Here is a 16,008-nt window from a genome sequence, read left to right on the forward strand (position 1 = left end):
GGGTCACATGTACGACGTTCGATATTCCTATCTGCTCGAGCAATTCTCCGACCCCGCCCCCATCCTGGCCGAGATCGGCCGGCTGGTGGCGACCGGGGACTTCACCCTTGGCAAGCCGGTTGCCGAATTCGAGAAGCGCTTTGCCGAGCTGATCGGCGTGCGTCACGCCATCGGAGTCGGATCCGGCACCGATGCGCTCAAGCTGCCGCTCAAGGCGCTCGGCATCGGCCATGGCGATGAGGTCATCACCGCCGCCAACACTTTCATCGCCACCGTCGGCGCCATCGCGGAGACCGGCGCGACGCCTGTGCTGGTCGACTGCGACGATTCGTTCTGCATGAACGTCGACCAGGTCGAGGCCGCCATCACTGAGAAGACCAAGGCGATCATGCCGGTTCAGTTGACCGGTGAGGTCACCGATATGGGCAAGCTGATGCCGATCGCCCAGCGCCACAACCTGCCCGTCGTCGAGGACGCATGCCAGGGCATCCTGTCCGAGTTTGCCGGAAAGCGCTCCGGCACCCACGGCATCGCAGCCGGCTTCTCCCTGCATCCGCTCAAGAACCTCAACGTCTGGGGCGATGCCGGCGTCGTCGTCACCAATGACGACGGCATGAACGAGAAGCTTCGCCTGATCCGCAATCACGGCATGAAGAACCGCGACGAGATCGCGATCCTCGGCTGCAATTCACGGCTCGACTCCCTGCAGGCCGTGGTCGGCAACTGGCTGATCGGCCAGACCAGCGAGATCACGCGGCGCCGGATCGAGAATGCGGCCTATTACGACGCTGGCCTTGCCGGCCTGCCTGGCCTGCGCGTCCCGCCGCGCCGGCCCAATGTGAAGCACGTCTACCATCTCTACATGGTGTTCGCCGAGCGCCGCGACGAGCTCTACCAATACTGCCTGGACAACGGCATCGAGGCCAAGATCCACTATCCGATCCCGCTGTATCAGCAGGAAGGCCTCAGGCACCTCGGTTACGCCCCCGGCACCTTCCCGGTCACCGACCGCCACGCGAAGGAAGTCATCAGCTTCCCCGTCGACCAGCATCTGACGCGCGCACAGCAGGACCGCGTCATCGAGACCGTCAGGAAGTTCTGCCATGGACGCTGACACCGGCCGCCGGCGCATCGGTTACGTCAATCTTCCCGCACAATTCGAGGAAGAACGCGCCGAGATCATGCAGGCGGTCGAGGGCGTATTTTCCCGCGGCGATTTCATCGGCGGCGCAGCGGTCGGAAAGCTCGAGGAGGAATTGTCCGCCTATCTCGGCTCGCCACATGTCGTGACCCTGAATTCCGGCACCGACGCGCTGATCCTCGCCTTGCGGGCGCTCAACATCGGTCCCGGCGACGAGGTGATCACCCCGCCCAATTCGTTCGTGGCATCGACCGCCGCGATCATCGCGGTCGGCGCCACGCCGGTGTTTGCGGACGTCCTGCCGGACCAGAACATCGATCCGGCCGCGGTCGAGGCCGCCGTCACGCCGCGCACCAGGGCGATCATGCCCGTGCATCTGACCGGGCGCATGGCCGACATGACCCCGTTGATGGCGATCGCGGACAAGCATGCGCTTGCGGTGATCGAGGACAGCGCCCAGGCGGTCGGCTCGACCTATGACGGCCGGATGAGCGGCACGATCGGAACGTTCGGCTGTTTCTCCGCCCATCCCCTGAAGAATCTCAATGCCGCGGGCGATGCCGGCTTCCTCGTCACCGCCGACGCCGAGCTCGCCGCACGAATCCGCCGGCTGCGCAATCACGGGCTGATCAATCGCAGCGACGTCCAGGAATGGGGCATCGTGTCTCGGCTCGACACGCTCCAGGCGGAAGTGCTGCGGATCCGCCTGCGCCACCTTCCCTCCGTGATCGAACGCCGGCGACGCAGCGCCGCGCAATACCGCGCCGAGCTCGCAGGACTCCCTCTGTTCATTCCGCCCTGCCGCAACATCGAGTTCAACACCTTCCATACCTTTGTGGTGCAGACCGACCGTCGCAACGACTTCCAGAAATATCTTGCCGACAAGGGTATCGAGACCGCGATCCACTATCCGGTACCGATCCACCTGCAACCGTCGGCGGCGCATCTGGGCCATGGCCGCGGTGCGTTTCCCGTGACTGAGCGGCAGGCGGATCAAATCCTCACGCTCCCGATCAACCAGTTCCTCTCGGCCGCCGATATCAGCTATATCTGCGCGACCGCCCGGGAGTATTTTGCATGACGGATACGGACTTCCTTCAGGCCGATGAGCAGGCGCTGGCGCAGCGCTTCATCGACGACGGCTTCGTCACCACGCCGGCCGACGACCGCGCCGGGCTCGACCGGATCCAGCGCCGCGCCGCCGAGCTCGCGGCGGACTATCTGAAGCTGCCGCACAGCAACGATCCCTACGCGATGCTCGACAGCATCCACACCCGCGTGAGCGTGGACGATCTCAACGGCCTGCGGCTGCACGTCTTCAACGGCCTCAACGCCGAGCCCTGGTTCCGGCCGACCTATTTCCGCCTGGCGCGCTCGACGATCGAGACCATCGTCGGCAACGAGCTGTGCATGCAGCGCCGCGTCAATCTCAGCATCCAGATGCCCGGCGATGATTCCTCGCTGCTCGCCACCCATTCCGACGTCTGGTCGGGCGACTCGCCGTTCGAGGTCGTGGTGTGGGTTCCGCTGGTGGACGTCCATCACACCAAGGCCATGTACCTGCTGCCGCCGTCCCTGAACGGCGACATGCAGGACCGGATGGCAAACCTGCGCAGCGCCGAGGAGCTGTACAAGACCATCAAGCCGCACGCGACTTTCATCGAGATTCCCTACGGTCACGTGATGCTGTTCAACCAGACCCTGATGCACGGCAATCGCGTCAACGAGGAGCCCGGCACGCGCTGGAGCATGAACTGCCGATTCAAGAGCATCATGTCGCCCTACGCGGACAAGCGCTTCGGCGAGTTCTTCGAGCCGATCCTGCTGCGTCCGGCGACGCGGGTCGGCATGCAATACAAGCTGCCGGGAGGCTTCCATGGCTGAGCGAGCCGGCCATCGCGGCTATATCGGCGCCCGGCCGCTGAACGGCAGCCGCACCCCGCAGCACGTCCAGAACATCGTGATCCGCGACTACGCGCGGCGCAAGAACCTGCAATTTCTGCTCAGCGCCGTCGAGCACATCATGCCCGGCAGCTACATGGTGCTCGAGGACATCCTGGACGAGCTGCCCCGCCTGAACGGCATGATCCTTTACAGCATCTTCATGCTGCCGCCCGACGAGGCACGGCGACGGGAGATCTACGACCGCGTGCTGCGCGAGGGCTGCGACCTGCACGCGGCTGTCGAGGAAATCACGCTGTCGTCGCCGAAGGACATCCAGGTCGTCGAGGACATCCTGCTGGTCAATAAATACGCGACCATCCTGTGACGATGCCGCGGACCGGTTGGGCCCCATGAGCGAAATCAACCTGCTCCAACCGATGCACGCATCGACCAGGCGGAACTACGTTCAACGCGTGGTCGAGCACGACAAGGCGGAATCCGCCACTGTGGCGCGGCAATGGGGTCGCGACTATTGGGACGGCGATCGGCGCTACGGCTACGGCGGCTATCGCTATGACGGACGCTGGCGCCCGCTCGCCCAGACCCTGATCGATCGCTACGGCATCAAGCCCGGCATGAGCGTGCTCGACGTCGGCTGCGGCAAGGGCTATTTGCTCTACGAGTTCACCCAGCTCGTCCCCGACCTCACGGTCGCCGGCATCGACATTTCCGACTACGGCATCGCCAACGCCAAGGAGGAGGTGCGGCCGCAATTGAAGGTCGGCAGCGCCGTTGAGCTCCCCTACCCCGATCACAGCTTCGATCTCGTGGTGTCGCTCGGCGTGCTGCACAACCTTCCGCTCGAGGACGTCTTCCGCGCCGTGCCTGAGATCGAGCGCGTCGGGCGCGGCGCGTCGAAATATCTGATGGTCGAATCCTTCCGCAACGAGCGCGAGAAGGCGAACCTCCTCTACTGGCAGCTCACCTGCCTGAGCTTCCACGGCCCGGAAACCTGGGCGTGGATCTACGACAAATGCGGGTATCGGGGCGACCATGGGTTCATCTTCTTCGAATGAGGCGACGAGCCCGCGCCGGCCGACATCGCTGCGCGCGCAAAATCCCGAAGTCTATTATTCGGACGATGCCATCGTCACGGCCGATGACGCCACGATCGCGGAGCTGAAACGCATCGCCGCCGGCAACCCGCGTCTGCGCAGCCGGCTGTGCACGCACCCCGATCCCTCGTCCGGCCTGCACGAAATGCTGATCGTGCATCATCGCGAGGCCTATGTGCGGCCCCACAAGCATTTTGGCAAACCTGAATCGTTTCACGTCATCGAAGGCACCGCGCAGGTCGTGATCTTCGAGGATGACGGCCGCATTCGCGAGGTGCTCGAGATGGCGCCCTATGGCCAAGGCAAGCGCTGCTACTACCGCATGCCCGAACAGGTCTTCCACTCGATCCTGATCACGTCGGAGTGGCTGGTCTTCCACGAAACCACCGCCGGCCCGTTCGATCCCTCCCGCACCGCATTTCCCGACTGGGCCCCCGATGGCGGCGACGCCGCCGAGGTCCAGGACTACGTCACAAGGATTGCTGCGCTCGCCACGGAGCATCTGGCGAGAAAATAGACGCCGACCGCTATCGCTGCCCGACGATCCCGCCGCGAATGATCGAGGACGAGACCAGCCGATGAAGCCGCCTGCAAAAGCACTGGTTACTCTGGCCAAGTTCGCCGTCTCGATCGGCATCCTCGTAGTATTGTTGCGGGCCCAGGATTTGTCGTCCCTGCAAGCCGATCTTCTCGCTGTCAAACTGGACATGCTGGCACTCGCGGTGCTGCTGCTGTTTGCCCAGACCTTCGTGCTTTGCCACCGCTGGATCCTGATCCTTCGCGCCATGCACGTGCCCCTGGATTGGCTGTCCGGCTGGCGCATTCTCATGGTCAGCACCTTTTTCAACCAGGTGCTGCCCGCAGGCGGCGACGCGGTCCGGATCTGGATGCTGCGGCGGCATGGCGTGCAATGGTCGCCGACCATCAGCAGCATCGTGGCCGATCGCTTTCTGGCGCTGCTGGCGCTTGGTACCGTCATATTGGCAGGAATGCCGTTCCTGCTGCAACGGATCAACGACAAGTCGCTCCTGTTCGCGATCGTCATCGTTCTCGTCATTGCGTGTTTCGGCCTGATCGCCCTGCTCATGCTGGCTCGCTGGCCGCCTCGCATCATCGCCGCTCTGCCGGCTGGGATCGTGCAATTCGCGATGCTGGTCAGGGCTCCGCTGGCGGCCGAAGCACGGGGAACGCTGATGGCGGCCGCCGTCATCATCCATCTGATCACCGTCGCGGCCTGTTATGTCCTTGCGATCGGCCTCGACGCGCCACTCTCCGCGCTCGATGCGTTCGTCCTTGTTCCGCTTGTCATTCTGTCGTCCGCGGTTCCGATCTCGATCGGAGGATGGGGCGTGCGAGAAGGCGCAATGGTTGCCGCGCTTGGCCTCGCTGCGATCGCATCCGACAAGGCGCTTGCCATATCGGTTTTGCTCGGCCTTGGCGGCCTGATCGTCGGGCTGTTCGGTGGGCTGGTATGGCTGATCGCGCCTGAGCGCGCCAATTTCAGCGCCGCCGAGGCGCGGGCCACCGCCGAGCGAGCCGACGCCAAGCCCATTTAGCAACGGCAAATGACTATCCTTCGAGCCTTTCATCCTGCAACCAATCGACTGATCCCCTTGCAGTCGATCTGCTCTTTTTTCGTCGACGCGACAGCGGACCAGACAAAGCAATGACCATTTTCCGAGCGAATTTGCGCACCGTTCTCGAGGCGCTGTGGTGGCGCGTCCTCGTCTTCGCGCCGGCCGCCGTTTCCCTCTGGTGTCTGAACCGGGCGGATACCTACCGAACGCTGATTTTCGACGGTGGCTGGACAACGCGATTTTACGTCGTCGCCTGGATCTTGCTGACGCCGTATCTCGGCTGGTTCATCATGGCGACCGGCCGCCTGACGTTTTCCCTCATCAAGCACGAACCTGCTCAGCGAGTGGACGAATTCTTCGTTGGCGCGGCCACGCTGATGCTGGCGGGATTTGGACTTGGCGCGCTTTCCCTTCTGTATCCGCAAATCGTTCTCGGATCTGCGATCGCGGTTCTCTTGTGGGACACTCTCACCTTCAAGGCAACGCGCAAATTCATCGTGACCTTTCCGCTGATCGCGATTTCGATACTGGGCCTTTGGCTTCTGGCGACGGTGTTTCTTGATCGTGCCGTCATGCCCGACGTCATTTCGACCGACGTTCCGCAGCTCTACGCGCCGTATCTTGCCGAAGTTGCGAGAAATCACAGCATCTGGCTTGCGGCCGACAATCCCATCTTCTCCGACTTCGAGATCGGCCACGGAAACGGACTGCACTTGCTGCTGGCGACGTTTCTGCCTCCTCACGTCGCCCAGATCATTTCATTTCTCTACTTCGTCGGCATCGGTGCGGTCATCTTCGAGCTCGCCCGCATTGTTGTGCCGTTGCGGGCTCTCGGACGCCCGTGGGAGGACGCAATGATACCGATCGCGGTCGGCTTGGCCGTCCTCGGGCTTGCGTGGCCGCGTACGATGCCGAGCGTCAAGGCTGGCCTCCACATCATGGAGTTCGGCAAATATCACCTCCAGACCGCGGCGTTCTTCGTCTATTTTCTCCTCGTCGTCATTCGCTCGTCCCAAAGCCGCGACAGGTTGGCCGCCGGCATTTGCGGCCTTGCCGTCGCCGCTTCCTATCCGCTGTACGCATCGATCGTCTTCGTGATCTCATCGCTGGGCATGTTCACCAAGACAATTCAGCGAGACCGTCCCGGCCTCGTCACCAGCATCCTGCTGGGTTTGGGAGCACTTGCGGGATGCATCCTCGCGTTTTCCGCCAATTACTTCTATCTCGGAATTCCAGCGACAAATCCATATTCGCTTTTTCGGCGTGTCGTGTCGGTCGAACGATTTTCGCAGTTCGGCAGCCTCGACATTCTGGATTTTTTTGTGCTGGCACAGTCGCTGGAGGTCAGCGACTTCCTGAGCAAAGCGGGACTTGTCGCCTTCCTCAGACAGGCCAGGTCGGTTCTCGCGGTCGCTTTCCTCATCATGCTGGCAATCTCTGCCGTCGCGTTCGTCGAGTCAAAGCTCCGTCGCGATCGACCGGATGGCTCGAAGTTGCCGCCGCTGCCCAATCCTGCAGGTCTCTTCATCGTTGTCGCCTACGTCGCCAGCATCCGGCTGCTGGATATGACGCTGAACATTCCCAGCCTGATCAGACTGTCCATTCACGTTAACGCGCTGTTCCCGCTCGCGACGGCCGGGATCGCTTGCTGGGGCTTGGTTCTGTTACGGCGGTTCGGGCTTGCCTGGTTCTCGGGACGCCTGACTCCCTCTGCCGTGCTCGTCGCGCTTCTGGCCGTCAGCGCCTGGATGACCACCACCTATCCCTGGCAGACCTTCAGGGATGACCAGGCCATTGCTTTTGTGCAGGGGCGTCCGCTCGAGCAGATGCCGCGCGTCAGCCAGAATTGGCGCCGCTGTGACGAACTGCAGCAATCAACCGGCGCAAATCGCATTCTTGCTCTCAACGGCTACCGCGCGATGGTGCCCTGCTATTTCTCGCCGCTGCTCACGCGCGGCAAGGTCATCCACACCTATGAAAGCGACGTCGCGCGCGACTTCAGGAAGATCGCACTAGGGACCGCCGATACAGCAGAGGCCGCCCTTCGATCGCTCGACGTCAAGCTGTTCTATGTTCAGAAGCAGAATTGCGATTTCTGGCTCAACGGCTTTTCCGATCTCTTTCAGAGCGCCGAACTGGAGAAGAGATTCGCCCTACATAGCGAGACCCCGAACTACTGGCTGTTGACGTGGAAGGATGGCGGTCAGACACTGAGCCCCGAAGCCGAGGCCGGCGTTTCCGCACTCCGGGCGAGATCGAAGGCGATCTACCGCCAGGCCTACGGCATCGAGCCGTTCGAGGTGGTGAAGCACCGTCTGTCTCCCACCGGCCAGCGAGCGGACGTCACGGCTCTCGATCAGCTCACGACCTGCCACTAGGTCTACTTCGCGCCGGTTCCGTGCATGTCGGCGAGGCAAGCCCGCAACGAAGGCCGCGGGGTATCAGCTTCAGGGGACCTCCGGGTTGTGAATAGCCCGCCCGGCGCAACTTAAGAATTGTGGCACGGCCTGCGGGGCTATATAGGCTTCAACTGCGCCGCGTATCGTCTCGGGGTGCCGACGTTCCCTTGCTATTCCTGCAAAGAGTTAAAGCCGTGACCGACCATTGCCGCCTTTGCCATTCGACCAACCTGCGTCCGGTCATTGACCTCGGACTGATGCCGATTGCCCATCGGCTTCGGCACAGCCGAAACGAGCAGGAGGAACGGTATCCGTTCGAGGTGCTGGCCTGCGGCGATTGCGGCCTGCCTCAGATCGTCAAGCCGATCGATCCCGACATTCTGTACCGCCAGTTCAACTACAATTTCAGCAGCTGGAAGCCCGAACCGCACCAGGTGGACGAGCTCGACACCATCGCGAAATTCTCCAAGCATCAGTCCGTGTTCGAGATCGGATGCAACGACGGCCTGTTCATGGACAAGCTCCGCGAACGCGGCGCCAAGGTTTTGGTGGGCGTCGAGCCCAATCCCGTGTCGGGCAAGATCGCCAGCGGGCGCGGCATCAAGGTCTATGCCGACATGCTCAGCCCGGAGATGGCCCACGACGCAGTCGCTCAGGCCGGCAAGTTCGACCTCGTCGTCTCGCGCCAGGTACTGGAGCACATCGTCGATTTCGAGAACTTCTTCGACTGCGTCAAGATCGCGCTCAGCGACGACGGACTGCTCTTCATCGACGTGCCTGATTTCGCCCCCGGGTCGACGGCGGGAGACCTTTCCGTCCTCTGGGAGGAGCACGTCAGCTATTTCACCGAACCGACCCTGCTCGCGCTGCTGGCGCGCCACGGCTTCGAGGCGGTGTCCGTGAAGAAATACAATTTCAGTGGCGGCAGCCTCGCCATCGCAGCCCGCCGCGCCGCGGGCAAGGTCACGCCGCCGCCTGCGCCATCCGGCGTCGGCGAGAAATTCGGTCAGCGCGCAAGAGAGTATGGCGCACGTCTGCGCCCGATTCTCGCGAAAGCTCGCGCCAGCGGTGCCGAGATCGCCATCTACGGCGCCGGCTGCCGCGCCTGTACCTTCACCAACGCACACGAGCTGGCGGATCTCGTCGACCTCTCGGTCGACGATCAGAAGGAGCGCCAAGGGTTGTTCCTGCCCGGCACCGGCATCCCGATCCGTTCGCCCGAGGATCTCGCCGGCAAATCCGGGCCGCTGGTCTGTCTTCTCGCCGTGAACGAGGAAAACGAAGCCAAGGTCAGCAGCCGGCTGCGCGAGAGCGTGAAGCGCCCGCTGCAGATCGTTTCGATCTTCGCGCCCTCCGACATCTGGAGTGAGCTCGATCGTCTCGAAGCGGCCGCAGGGTCGCGGCATGGCTGAAGACAAGCTCTTCAATTATTACGAACGTCAGGATGTTCTGCCGACGTTCGGGAATTTCAAGTCGGCCACCGAGCTAGAGGCCTACGCCAGCCAGCGTCGCGAACTGTTTTCGGACAAGCTGGTGCTGCCGCCGCGGCTGTTCCGCGATGCCGAGGTGCTCGAATTCGGTCCCGATTCCGGCGAGAACGCTCTGGTGTTTGCCGGCTGGGGCGCGAACATGACGCTCGCCGAACCGAACCGGCATGCACATCCGAAGATCGAGGCCTATTTCGCGCATTTCGGCTTGACCGAACGTCTCCGCCAGCTCGCACTGGCCGATGTCGAGGGCTTCGGCAGCGACCGCGGTTTCGACATCATCGATGCTGAAGGCTTCATCTACACCGTGCAGCCGAGCGAAAAGTGGCTCGGCATCTTCCACCGCCTGCTCAATCCGGACGGTTACGCCGTCGTGTCCTATTACGAGCGCTATGGCGGCTTCTTCGAGCTTGCGCTCAAGGCGATCCATGCGGCCGGCAAGGCAATGACTGGTCGCGCTGCGCTCGAAACGGCGAAGACGCTGTTCGAGGCGAAGTGGAACAGCATCCCGCACACGCGCAGCTTCGAATCCTGGCTGATGGACGTGCTCGAAAATCCGTTCGTCCGGCATCGCTACTTCCTCGATGCGGCCGCCTTGTGCACCGCGGCGCATGAACAGGGATTCGACGTCCATTCGGCATGGCCCGCCTATCGCGACAGCTTGGACATCTACTGGCACAAGAAGGTCCTGCCCGGTGACGAGAAGCTGCGTCGCGCCGCACGGCATCTCGACCGCAGCCGCCTGAGCTTCCTCGGCGGGCGAAAGCTCTATCTGGTCGGCAAGGCCGATGCTGTGCAGGCGATCTCGGCATCGATCGAGGCGCTGGTCCTCGACGTCGATGCGATGATCGACGATCCATTCGGCGAGAGCCTGCCGCGCGTGGTCGCGGGCCTCGCATCCCTGCGCGAGACGATCCGGACGAGCGACATTCTCGCCGACGATCCTGCCGACATCGAAGCCATGATTGCGACGCTCGACAGTTTCCATCGCATCTTCGGCGCGATCGGGCAGCGGGACGCATCCGCGGTCACCGCCCTCACCCAATCGGATCCAGCCTTCATCAACACCTGGGGACAGCCGGCGCATTTCCTCGTCGTCCGGAAACGCTTCAAGGGATCGTAGCCAGTGAGGCCAGGCATTGGCATCATCGGAACGGGCATGGTCGGCCAGATGTGCCACCTCGCCAATTTCGCAGCCAATCCAGCCTGCCGTGTCGTCGCGATCGCCGATCTCCGGCCGGACCTCGCTGCCGCCGCAGCGCAGAAGTTCGGCATCCCCCGGGTTTACGGCACGCATCGCGAGCTGCTCGCAGACAGCGCGGTATCCGCCGTCGTCGTCGTGACGAAGCGTCGTGCCACCGGACCGATCGTGCTGGACGCCTTGAGCAGCGGCCGGCACGTGCTCTCGGAAAAGCCGATGGCCTACACGACGGCCCAGGCCATGTCGCTGGTCGAAGCTGCGCGGCAGCAAAACCTCGTCTACAGCATCGGCTACATGAAGCGTCACGATGCCGGTGTGGCACGAGCGCTGCAGATGCTGACGCGCTTACGCAACGACCGGTCGCTCGGACGCATCGTGCGGGCAAAAGGCTGGTGCTTCGGCGGCGACACTGGCCGGTCGCACGATAATTTCGTGATGACCGGCGAAGCGCGGCCGGACGGGCTCGAGCTCTGGCAGGATGGTCCCGACTGGATGCCGCGCGCGATGCGTCCCGGCTACGACAATTTTCTGAACGTCTTCAGCCATATCATCAATCTGGCGCGCTACCTGCTCGGGTCGTCGCCGACGGTCGCCGAAAGTGCGATCGAGGCTACTGGCGCCGGTCGCATCACGCTCGACTTCGGCGGCATCGCCTGCACGCTGGATCTCGTGAACGGGTCGGAGGGCACCTGGCGCGAGGGACTGACGATCGACTTCGAGCGCGGCGCAGTGACCCTCGAATTGCCCCCACCCTTTGCCGAGCAGGAGGCGGAGGTCATCGTCGATCACGATGGTCAGAGCACGCACCTGACGGGTGAAAAGAGCTGGGCGTTCCGGCGCCAGGCCGACGCCTTCGTTTCCGATATCGCGGCGCGCGGCGCACCGCTGGCCTCCGGCGAGGATTCGGTGACCGACATCGCGCTTGCGGAGACGGTTTGGAAACAGCGCGCTAGCGGCTAGGCGCGGCGTCTGTCTCGACCGGCAGGATGCCCGCGATGGGCCCGAGCTTGATCGTGACCTGCGCAAGCTGCGTTAGGAACTCCGCAACGTCGCAGCGCGCCAGCAGCCGGCACGTATAGTATTTTCGCACCAAGGTATGGTTCGGCGCGGCTCCAGGGCCCGGCTGGAACGAGATCGTTGCCTGCGGCCCCGTCGGATCGAAATGATGAAACGCGCTTCCCGGAGCCTTCCTCGCCTCGTCCATTCCCCGCAGGATGTCGGGTCGCTCCGCGCGCAGCGCAAATCCGAAGAAGGGCTGATTGCCCCAGGCAAGGCGGAGCATGCCGGTGACCTCGGCGAGGCCGAACGGCACATGCCGAGACGGGTAGTCGAAAAAACCATCGTCGAGCGCATAGACCGTCGCCGCGGGCTGGACCCGGCCGGCAAGATCGCGCGCCAGCGCCTCCTGCTTCAGCGTTCTCGCCTGCATGAAGACGTAGTCGCTCCACAGCATGCCGATCGACATGATCAAGGCCGGCCCGAACACGACCGCCAAGGCGGCGCCGGGGCTGATCCAGCGTTCGGCCTGTCGCTTGAATGCAAGCAACGTGAGCGCCGAGGGCAGGCCGAACATCAGCAGATGACGGCTCTCGTAGAAATGCGTGGATGACGGCCGCAGGCCGGCGATCAAATAGGGCGATGATAGTGCGAGGAACAAGATCAGGGCGAGCACGAGCGGCAAGGCGATCGCTAGTCTGGACGTGGTCGGCTTCCTGGCGGGACGCAGCAACAGCAAGACGATGCCGACGAGCATCGCGGCCAAGATGAAGAGCGCCGGAACCTGAATTGCCGCCCGGATCGCGTGGGCCACGACGTCCCTGTAGCCGGTGACGAAAAATGCCCCCCATCCCCCAGCCAGCTCGCGCAAGGTCGGGAAATGCGCATCATAGTGCTGCGTATACACGCCGATCCGTTTGAACCAGATATTGAGCGTGCCCCAGTAGATCAGGGGCAGCACCATCAATTCCGGATAGCCAAGGGCGCAGCGCCAGGATGCGAGCCACGTGCGACGAACGAAGCCGTCCGCCGCGCTCCCGCCCCGCCATATCGCAACGAAGAGGCCGAGCACCACGAAGGCATAGAGCACGATCGTCGAGTTGAGCGCGAAGCTCAGCAGGAACACGAGCGCACAGCCTGCGCGAAGCAACATGCGCCGCAGACCGCGGGCGCTGAAGGCCAGCGTCAACAACCCTGCACCGACGAACAGGAGGCCATAGCTGAAGACGTAGACCGCGTTCGCCTTGCCCGCCCAAAGCTGATAGCCGGGATAGGTCCAGACCATCAGCGCGAAACCGACCGCCTCGGCGCGGTCGAGCAGATTGAGGCGCGTTGCCGTCAACGCCAGCGATATTGCGCCGAAGACGATTCCAGCGAACGCCAGCGAGACCATCACGGCGACCGGGGCGCCCGTCCAGTTCGCGAACGTGTCGTAGCTGTAGAAGATCGGATGACCGGCGCCGTTCAGCAGGAAATCGATGTCGATGAAATAGTCCGGACGCGGCTTGAGCACGAGCCAGTCGTCCATGAAGAGACCGTCGTTCAGGAGCATCGGCGCATGCGCAGCCAGCAAGACGACAAGGAGGACGATTATCGCACGCAGCAATGGGGCATCTCGGACGGAGGAACGGCATCGCCGGCAAGGATTCGCACGCCCAGATGACGTCCGCAAGGGCGGGATGACGGGCTCCCTTGACCCGAAAAATACGACCTCCTATAGACTTTTGCTCAGGCTGGGCCTGAGAGGCGTCCGGGACGATTTTCCGCAATGAACATGCTACCGGGCCCGGCGCAAGCCGCTGCGATTGGTCTCAGTGTCGCGCTGCCGCTGCTGCTGCTGTGCTACGCGCGCATCGCTGCCACCGGCGGATCCGGCCGCCGCTTCCGGCTCGGCTGCGTCAGCATCATCGCCTTTTACGCGATCGCCTGCATCGCGCTCCCCGGCCAACGCCGTTTCGACGACGTGCTTGGCGGTCTGTTCCTGTTGGGGACGGCGATGATGTTTTGCTACATCCTGTTCAGCCTGCTGGCCTGGGGCTTTACGCTGACGCTGCTCACGGCACTCGTCCAGGCGGGGCGCCCCCTCACCCTCGAGCAATGGGCGGTCGCCTACATGCAGGGCGGAGATCTCGGCACCTTCACACACAACCGCCTGAAGCTCCTCGTCGGCGCAGGGATGGTGATCACGGCAGACGGCAGCCTTACGCCAACGGCCAAGGGCGTGGCGATCGCGCGTCTCGTCAAATTCGTCCGTCTGTCGACCGGACTTGGGTGAGCGGCCACGATGTCCTTCGTTGTCGGTCTCTTCGCTGCCGTCATGTTCGCCCTGCTGGCCCCTGCCTTGCAGTTGATGGCCCGCGCTCGCGGATGGACGCTTGGAGCCGTGATGCTGCTCGCGATCGCCGCAATCGTCACCCATGGTCTCGGCGTGATGCTCGGAATCTTCGTCGTCACGCAATTTCAGTACTGGGACGCCGCGTCGATTTTCGGGTTTTGCGTCATGGGTTACGTCTTCGCTTTTGGCGCAGTGTACAAATCGGTTTCCCTGGACATTCTGCTCAGCGTGATCCACCGGCCTGAGCGGAGGGCTCCGCTTTCGGACATCGTCGAACGGCAGGTTCCAGCTCTGTTCCAGGGACGAATTGGGAACCTGGTCGATAGCGGCCTGGTCGAACCGGTCGATTCACACTTCGCGGCGACCGCGGCGGGCCGGACCCTGGCAGGCCGCGTCGGACAGCTGCGCCGCGCCTTCGGCATCGGCGATACCAGTCTCTATGATTTTTCGGATTAGTTGCGCAGAACACACACATCGCCGGATTCATGCCGGTTGTACGGGGCATATCTGCGGGCCCCTTATTGTTCGCCCGGCTCAGATGACCTAGAGTTGCGCCAGGGTTCCACCAGTAAAGAGTGGCCGGCAACAGGCGGCATGAGATGACACCTTCCAGGGCGGCAAAACGGCTTACGATCGTCATTCCTGCGCTGAACGAGCAGGACAAGATCGCCGACACCATCGAGGGCGTGTTGCCGCTTGCCCGCGAGTTGCTCGACGATTTCGAGATTTTCCTGATCGACGACGGCAGCACCGACGGCACCGGCGCGATCATGGACGAGTTTGCTGCCGGCGAGCCCCGCATCATCGTGCATCATAACGCCGAGCGACGTGGTGTCGGTGCTGGCTTCGAATACGCCCTGTCGCGCGCGAAATTCGATGCGATCACTCTCATTCCGGGCGATCACGCCTTTCAGAACGAGGGTATTGCCCGGATGTTCAAGGCGGCGGGCGCCGCGGACCTCGTCATCACCTATCGCGACAACCAGTCGGACCGCTCCGTCAACCGCTCGCTGCAGTCGCATTCGCTGCGGTTCATCCTGAACTGCCTGTTCGGGTTCTGGCTGTCCGACTACCACAGCATGATCGTCTACCCCGTGAAATGGCTGCGCCAGATCGCGGTCAAGGCCGACGGCTACGGTTATCAGATCTGCGCGTTGATCTCGCTGCTGCAGCTCGGCCTCACCTACGTGCAGGTGCCGGTGAGCCTGAACGCGGAGCTGAAGGGCTCGTCCCGTGCGCTGCGGCTGCGCACCTATTTCGAGCTCGGCGCCACCATCGTCTCGCTGCTGCGCCGCGTTCCCATCCGGGACGTCGACCGCAGCCAGGTGCCTACCGACGCGGAACGGGCTCCGGCGCGCTAGGCGACGCCTCGCCGGGCCTCGCACTCGAAATCAAGGGTACGTGTCGGCTCGTGGCGATTCGCCCGCGGGACGTCCTCGTCCCTATCCCGCCAGCATCTGATCTAAGTGATTGATTTGACTGGCAGGAGTGGCAGGGCTCGAACCTGCGACCCCCGGTTTTGGAGACCGGTGCTCTACCAATTGAGCTACACTCCTACAGACCCCGCGTCGCCTTGGGATCAGGGCCGCTTTCAAGCACAGAGGGTGGCCGGTTTGCAAGGGTGAACCGCGCCCGCTTCGCTTGTTTGTACCGGGGTTTCTGGCCACACTTTCCCGACCAAAAAACAAGAGCCCGGGAGCCCTTATGAACGCCCAAGCTGCCACGACAGCCGCCTCCGCAATCCACACCCCGCCCTTGCCGGAGGCCCAGCCGGAGACGCTTGGGCTGTCGCGGCCGCGCCTGCAGGCCATGTCGGACGCCTTCAAGCGCGCGATCGACAAGGGAACCGTTCCCGGCGTCACCGTGCTTGTGG

15 protein-coding genes, 1 tRNA gene and 1 pseudogene are annotated in these 16,008 nt (G+C 63.2%); 15 read left to right on the forward strand and 2 right to left on the reverse strand.

Going from position 1 to position 16,008, the window contains the following annotated elements; all coding sequences use genetic code 11:
* The first annotated feature begins 7 nt into the window (after window positions 1-7).
* The 11 genes from MOV74_RS01590 (at window position 8) to MOV74_RS01640 (ending at window position 11,764) form a co-directional block, all read left to right on the forward strand.
* Window positions 8-1,114 (forward strand): DegT/DnrJ/EryC1/StrS aminotransferase family protein, encoded by a 1,107-nt coding sequence (locus MOV74_RS01590; protein WP_246916949.1) that lies wholly within the window; start codon window positions 8-10, stop codon window positions 1,112-1,114.
* Window positions 1,104-2,222 (forward strand): DegT/DnrJ/EryC1/StrS aminotransferase family protein, encoded by a 1,119-nt coding sequence (locus MOV74_RS01595; protein WP_246916952.1) that lies wholly within the window; start codon window positions 1,104-1,106, stop codon window positions 2,220-2,222. Before MOV74_RS01590 ends, MOV74_RS01595 begins: the two co-directional genes overlap by 11 nt.
* Window positions 2,219-3,025 carry a sporadic carbohydrate cluster 2OG-Fe(II) oxygenase gene (locus MOV74_RS01600; RefSeq protein ID WP_246916955.1) on the forward strand — a complete coding sequence of 269 codons (807 nt, stop codon included), beginning with the start codon at window positions 2,219-2,221 and terminating at the stop codon, window positions 3,023-3,025. The genes MOV74_RS01595 and MOV74_RS01600 overlap by 4 nt, the downstream gene beginning before the upstream one ends.
* Complete coding sequence (locus tag MOV74_RS01605) at window positions 3,018-3,410, forward strand: LIC12192 family sporadic carbohydrate cluster protein (protein ID WP_246916959.1); 393 nt, start codon at window positions 3,018-3,020, stop codon at window positions 3,408-3,410. Before MOV74_RS01600 ends, MOV74_RS01605 begins: the two co-directional genes overlap by 8 nt.
* A 25-nt stretch (window positions 3,411-3,435) precedes the next feature.
* On the forward strand, window positions 3,436-4,101 hold the full coding sequence (locus tag MOV74_RS01610; protein ID WP_246916964.1) for a class I SAM-dependent methyltransferase: 666 nt from the start codon (window positions 3,436-3,438) through the stop codon (window positions 4,099-4,101).
* Window positions 4,079-4,657 (forward strand): WbuC family cupin fold metalloprotein, encoded by a 579-nt coding sequence (locus MOV74_RS01615; protein ID WP_246916969.1) that lies wholly within the window; start codon window positions 4,079-4,081, stop codon window positions 4,655-4,657. The genes MOV74_RS01610 and MOV74_RS01615 overlap by 23 nt, the downstream gene beginning before the upstream one ends.
* 61 nt (window positions 4,658-4,718) lie before the next feature.
* The gene (locus MOV74_RS01620) at window positions 4,719-5,696 is read left to right on the forward strand and encodes a lysylphosphatidylglycerol synthase transmembrane domain-containing protein (protein ID WP_246916972.1); all 978 of its coding nucleotides are present in this window, start codon (window positions 4,719-4,721) and stop codon (window positions 5,694-5,696) included.
* 110 nt (window positions 5,697-5,806) lie between these two features.
* A complete protein-coding gene (locus MOV74_RS01625) occupies window positions 5,807-8,095 on the forward strand; it encodes a hypothetical protein (protein ID WP_246916977.1) in 2,289 nt (762 codons plus the stop codon).
* Window positions 8,096-8,310: 215 nt separating this feature from the next.
* On the forward strand, window positions 8,311-9,528 hold the full coding sequence (locus MOV74_RS01630; RefSeq protein ID WP_246916980.1) for a class I SAM-dependent methyltransferase: 1,218 nt from the start codon (window positions 8,311-8,313) through the stop codon (window positions 9,526-9,528).
* Window positions 9,521-10,726, forward strand: a complete 1,206-nt coding sequence (locus tag MOV74_RS01635; protein ID WP_246916984.1) for a class I SAM-dependent methyltransferase — start codon at window positions 9,521-9,523, stop codon at window positions 10,724-10,726. Before MOV74_RS01630 ends, MOV74_RS01635 begins: the two co-directional genes overlap by 8 nt.
* 3 nt (window positions 10,727-10,729) lie before the next feature.
* Window positions 10,730-11,764 (forward strand): Gfo/Idh/MocA family protein, encoded by a 1,035-nt coding sequence (locus MOV74_RS01640; RefSeq protein ID WP_246916987.1) that lies wholly within the window; start codon window positions 10,730-10,732, stop codon window positions 11,762-11,764.
* On the opposite strand, the gene MOV74_RS01645 is transcribed toward MOV74_RS01640, so the two are convergent.
* Complete coding sequence (locus MOV74_RS01645; RefSeq protein ID WP_246916990.1) at window positions 11,754-13,406, reverse strand: hypothetical protein; 1,653 nt, start codon at window positions 13,404-13,406, stop codon at window positions 11,754-11,756. The two genes, MOV74_RS01640 and MOV74_RS01645, sit on opposite strands and share 11 nt — an antisense overlap.
* 162 nt (window positions 13,407-13,568) lie before the next feature.
* Between MOV74_RS01645 and MOV74_RS01650 the strand changes: the two genes are divergently transcribed.
* From MOV74_RS01650 to MOV74_RS01660, 3 genes are all read left to right on the forward strand, one after another.
* Window positions 13,569-14,075 (forward strand): hypothetical protein, encoded by a 507-nt coding sequence (locus MOV74_RS01650; protein ID WP_246916993.1) that lies wholly within the window; start codon window positions 13,569-13,571, stop codon window positions 14,073-14,075.
* Between the two features lie 9 nt (window positions 14,076-14,084).
* Entirely contained in the window at window positions 14,085-14,591 is a 507-nt protein-coding gene (locus MOV74_RS01655) for a hypothetical protein (RefSeq protein WP_246916996.1), read from the forward strand.
* Window positions 14,592-14,734: 143 nt separating this feature from the next.
* Window positions 14,735-15,496, forward strand: coding sequence for a glycosyltransferase family 2 protein (locus MOV74_RS01660; RefSeq protein ID WP_246916999.1), 762 nt, complete (start codon window positions 14,735-14,737; stop codon window positions 15,494-15,496).
* 119 nt (window positions 15,497-15,615) lie between these two features.
* Here MOV74_RS01660 and MOV74_RS01665 read toward each other — a convergent pair.
* Window positions 15,616-15,691, reverse strand: a tRNA-Trp gene (locus tag MOV74_RS01665).
* A gap of 148 nt (window positions 15,692-15,839) precedes the next feature.
* Between MOV74_RS01665 and MOV74_RS01670 the strand changes: the two are divergent.
* Window positions 15,840-16,008 (forward strand): annotated as a pseudogene (locus MOV74_RS01670) (serine hydrolase); the annotation flags it as partial.

The sequence above is a fragment of the Bradyrhizobium sp. SHOUNA76 genome (genome assembly GCF_023006445.1).
Classification (GTDB): domain Bacteria; phylum Pseudomonadota; class Alphaproteobacteria; order Rhizobiales; family Xanthobacteraceae; genus Bradyrhizobium.

Bases quoted from the DNA above. Each gene is read 5' to 3' on its own strand.
- MOV74_RS01590 (WP_246916949.1), top strand. From the start codon at position 8: ATGTACGACGTTCGATATTCCTATCTGCTCGAGCAATTCTCCGACCCC.
- MOV74_RS01595 (WP_246916952.1), top strand. From the start codon at position 1,104: ATGGACGCTGACACCGGCCGCCGGCGCATCGGTTACGTCAATCTTCCC.
- MOV74_RS01600 (WP_246916955.1), top strand. From the start codon at position 2,219: ATGACGGATACGGACTTCCTTCAGGCCGATGAGCAGGCGCTGGCGCAG.
- MOV74_RS01605 (WP_246916959.1), top strand. From the start codon at position 3,018: ATGGCTGAGCGAGCCGGCCATCGCGGCTATATCGGCGCCCGGCCGCTG.
- MOV74_RS01610 (WP_246916964.1), top strand. From the start codon at position 3,436: ATGAGCGAAATCAACCTGCTCCAACCGATGCACGCATCGACCAGGCGG.
- MOV74_RS01615 (WP_246916969.1), top strand. From the start codon at position 4,079: ATGGGTTCATCTTCTTCGAATGAGGCGACGAGCCCGCGCCGGCCGACA.
- MOV74_RS01620 (WP_246916972.1), top strand. From the start codon at position 4,719: ATGAAGCCGCCTGCAAAAGCACTGGTTACTCTGGCCAAGTTCGCCGTC.
- MOV74_RS01625 (WP_246916977.1), top strand. From the start codon at position 5,807: ATGACCATTTTCCGAGCGAATTTGCGCACCGTTCTCGAGGCGCTGTGG.
- MOV74_RS01635 (WP_246916984.1), top strand. From the start codon at position 9,521: ATGGCTGAAGACAAGCTCTTCAATTATTACGAACGTCAGGATGTTCTG.
- MOV74_RS01650 (WP_246916993.1), top strand. From the start codon at position 13,569: ATGAACATGCTACCGGGCCCGGCGCAAGCCGCTGCGATTGGTCTCAGT.
- MOV74_RS01655 (WP_246916996.1), top strand. From the start codon at position 14,085: ATGTCCTTCGTTGTCGGTCTCTTCGCTGCCGTCATGTTCGCCCTGCTG.
- MOV74_RS01660 (WP_246916999.1), top strand. From the start codon at position 14,735: ATGACACCTTCCAGGGCGGCAAAACGGCTTACGATCGTCATTCCTGCG.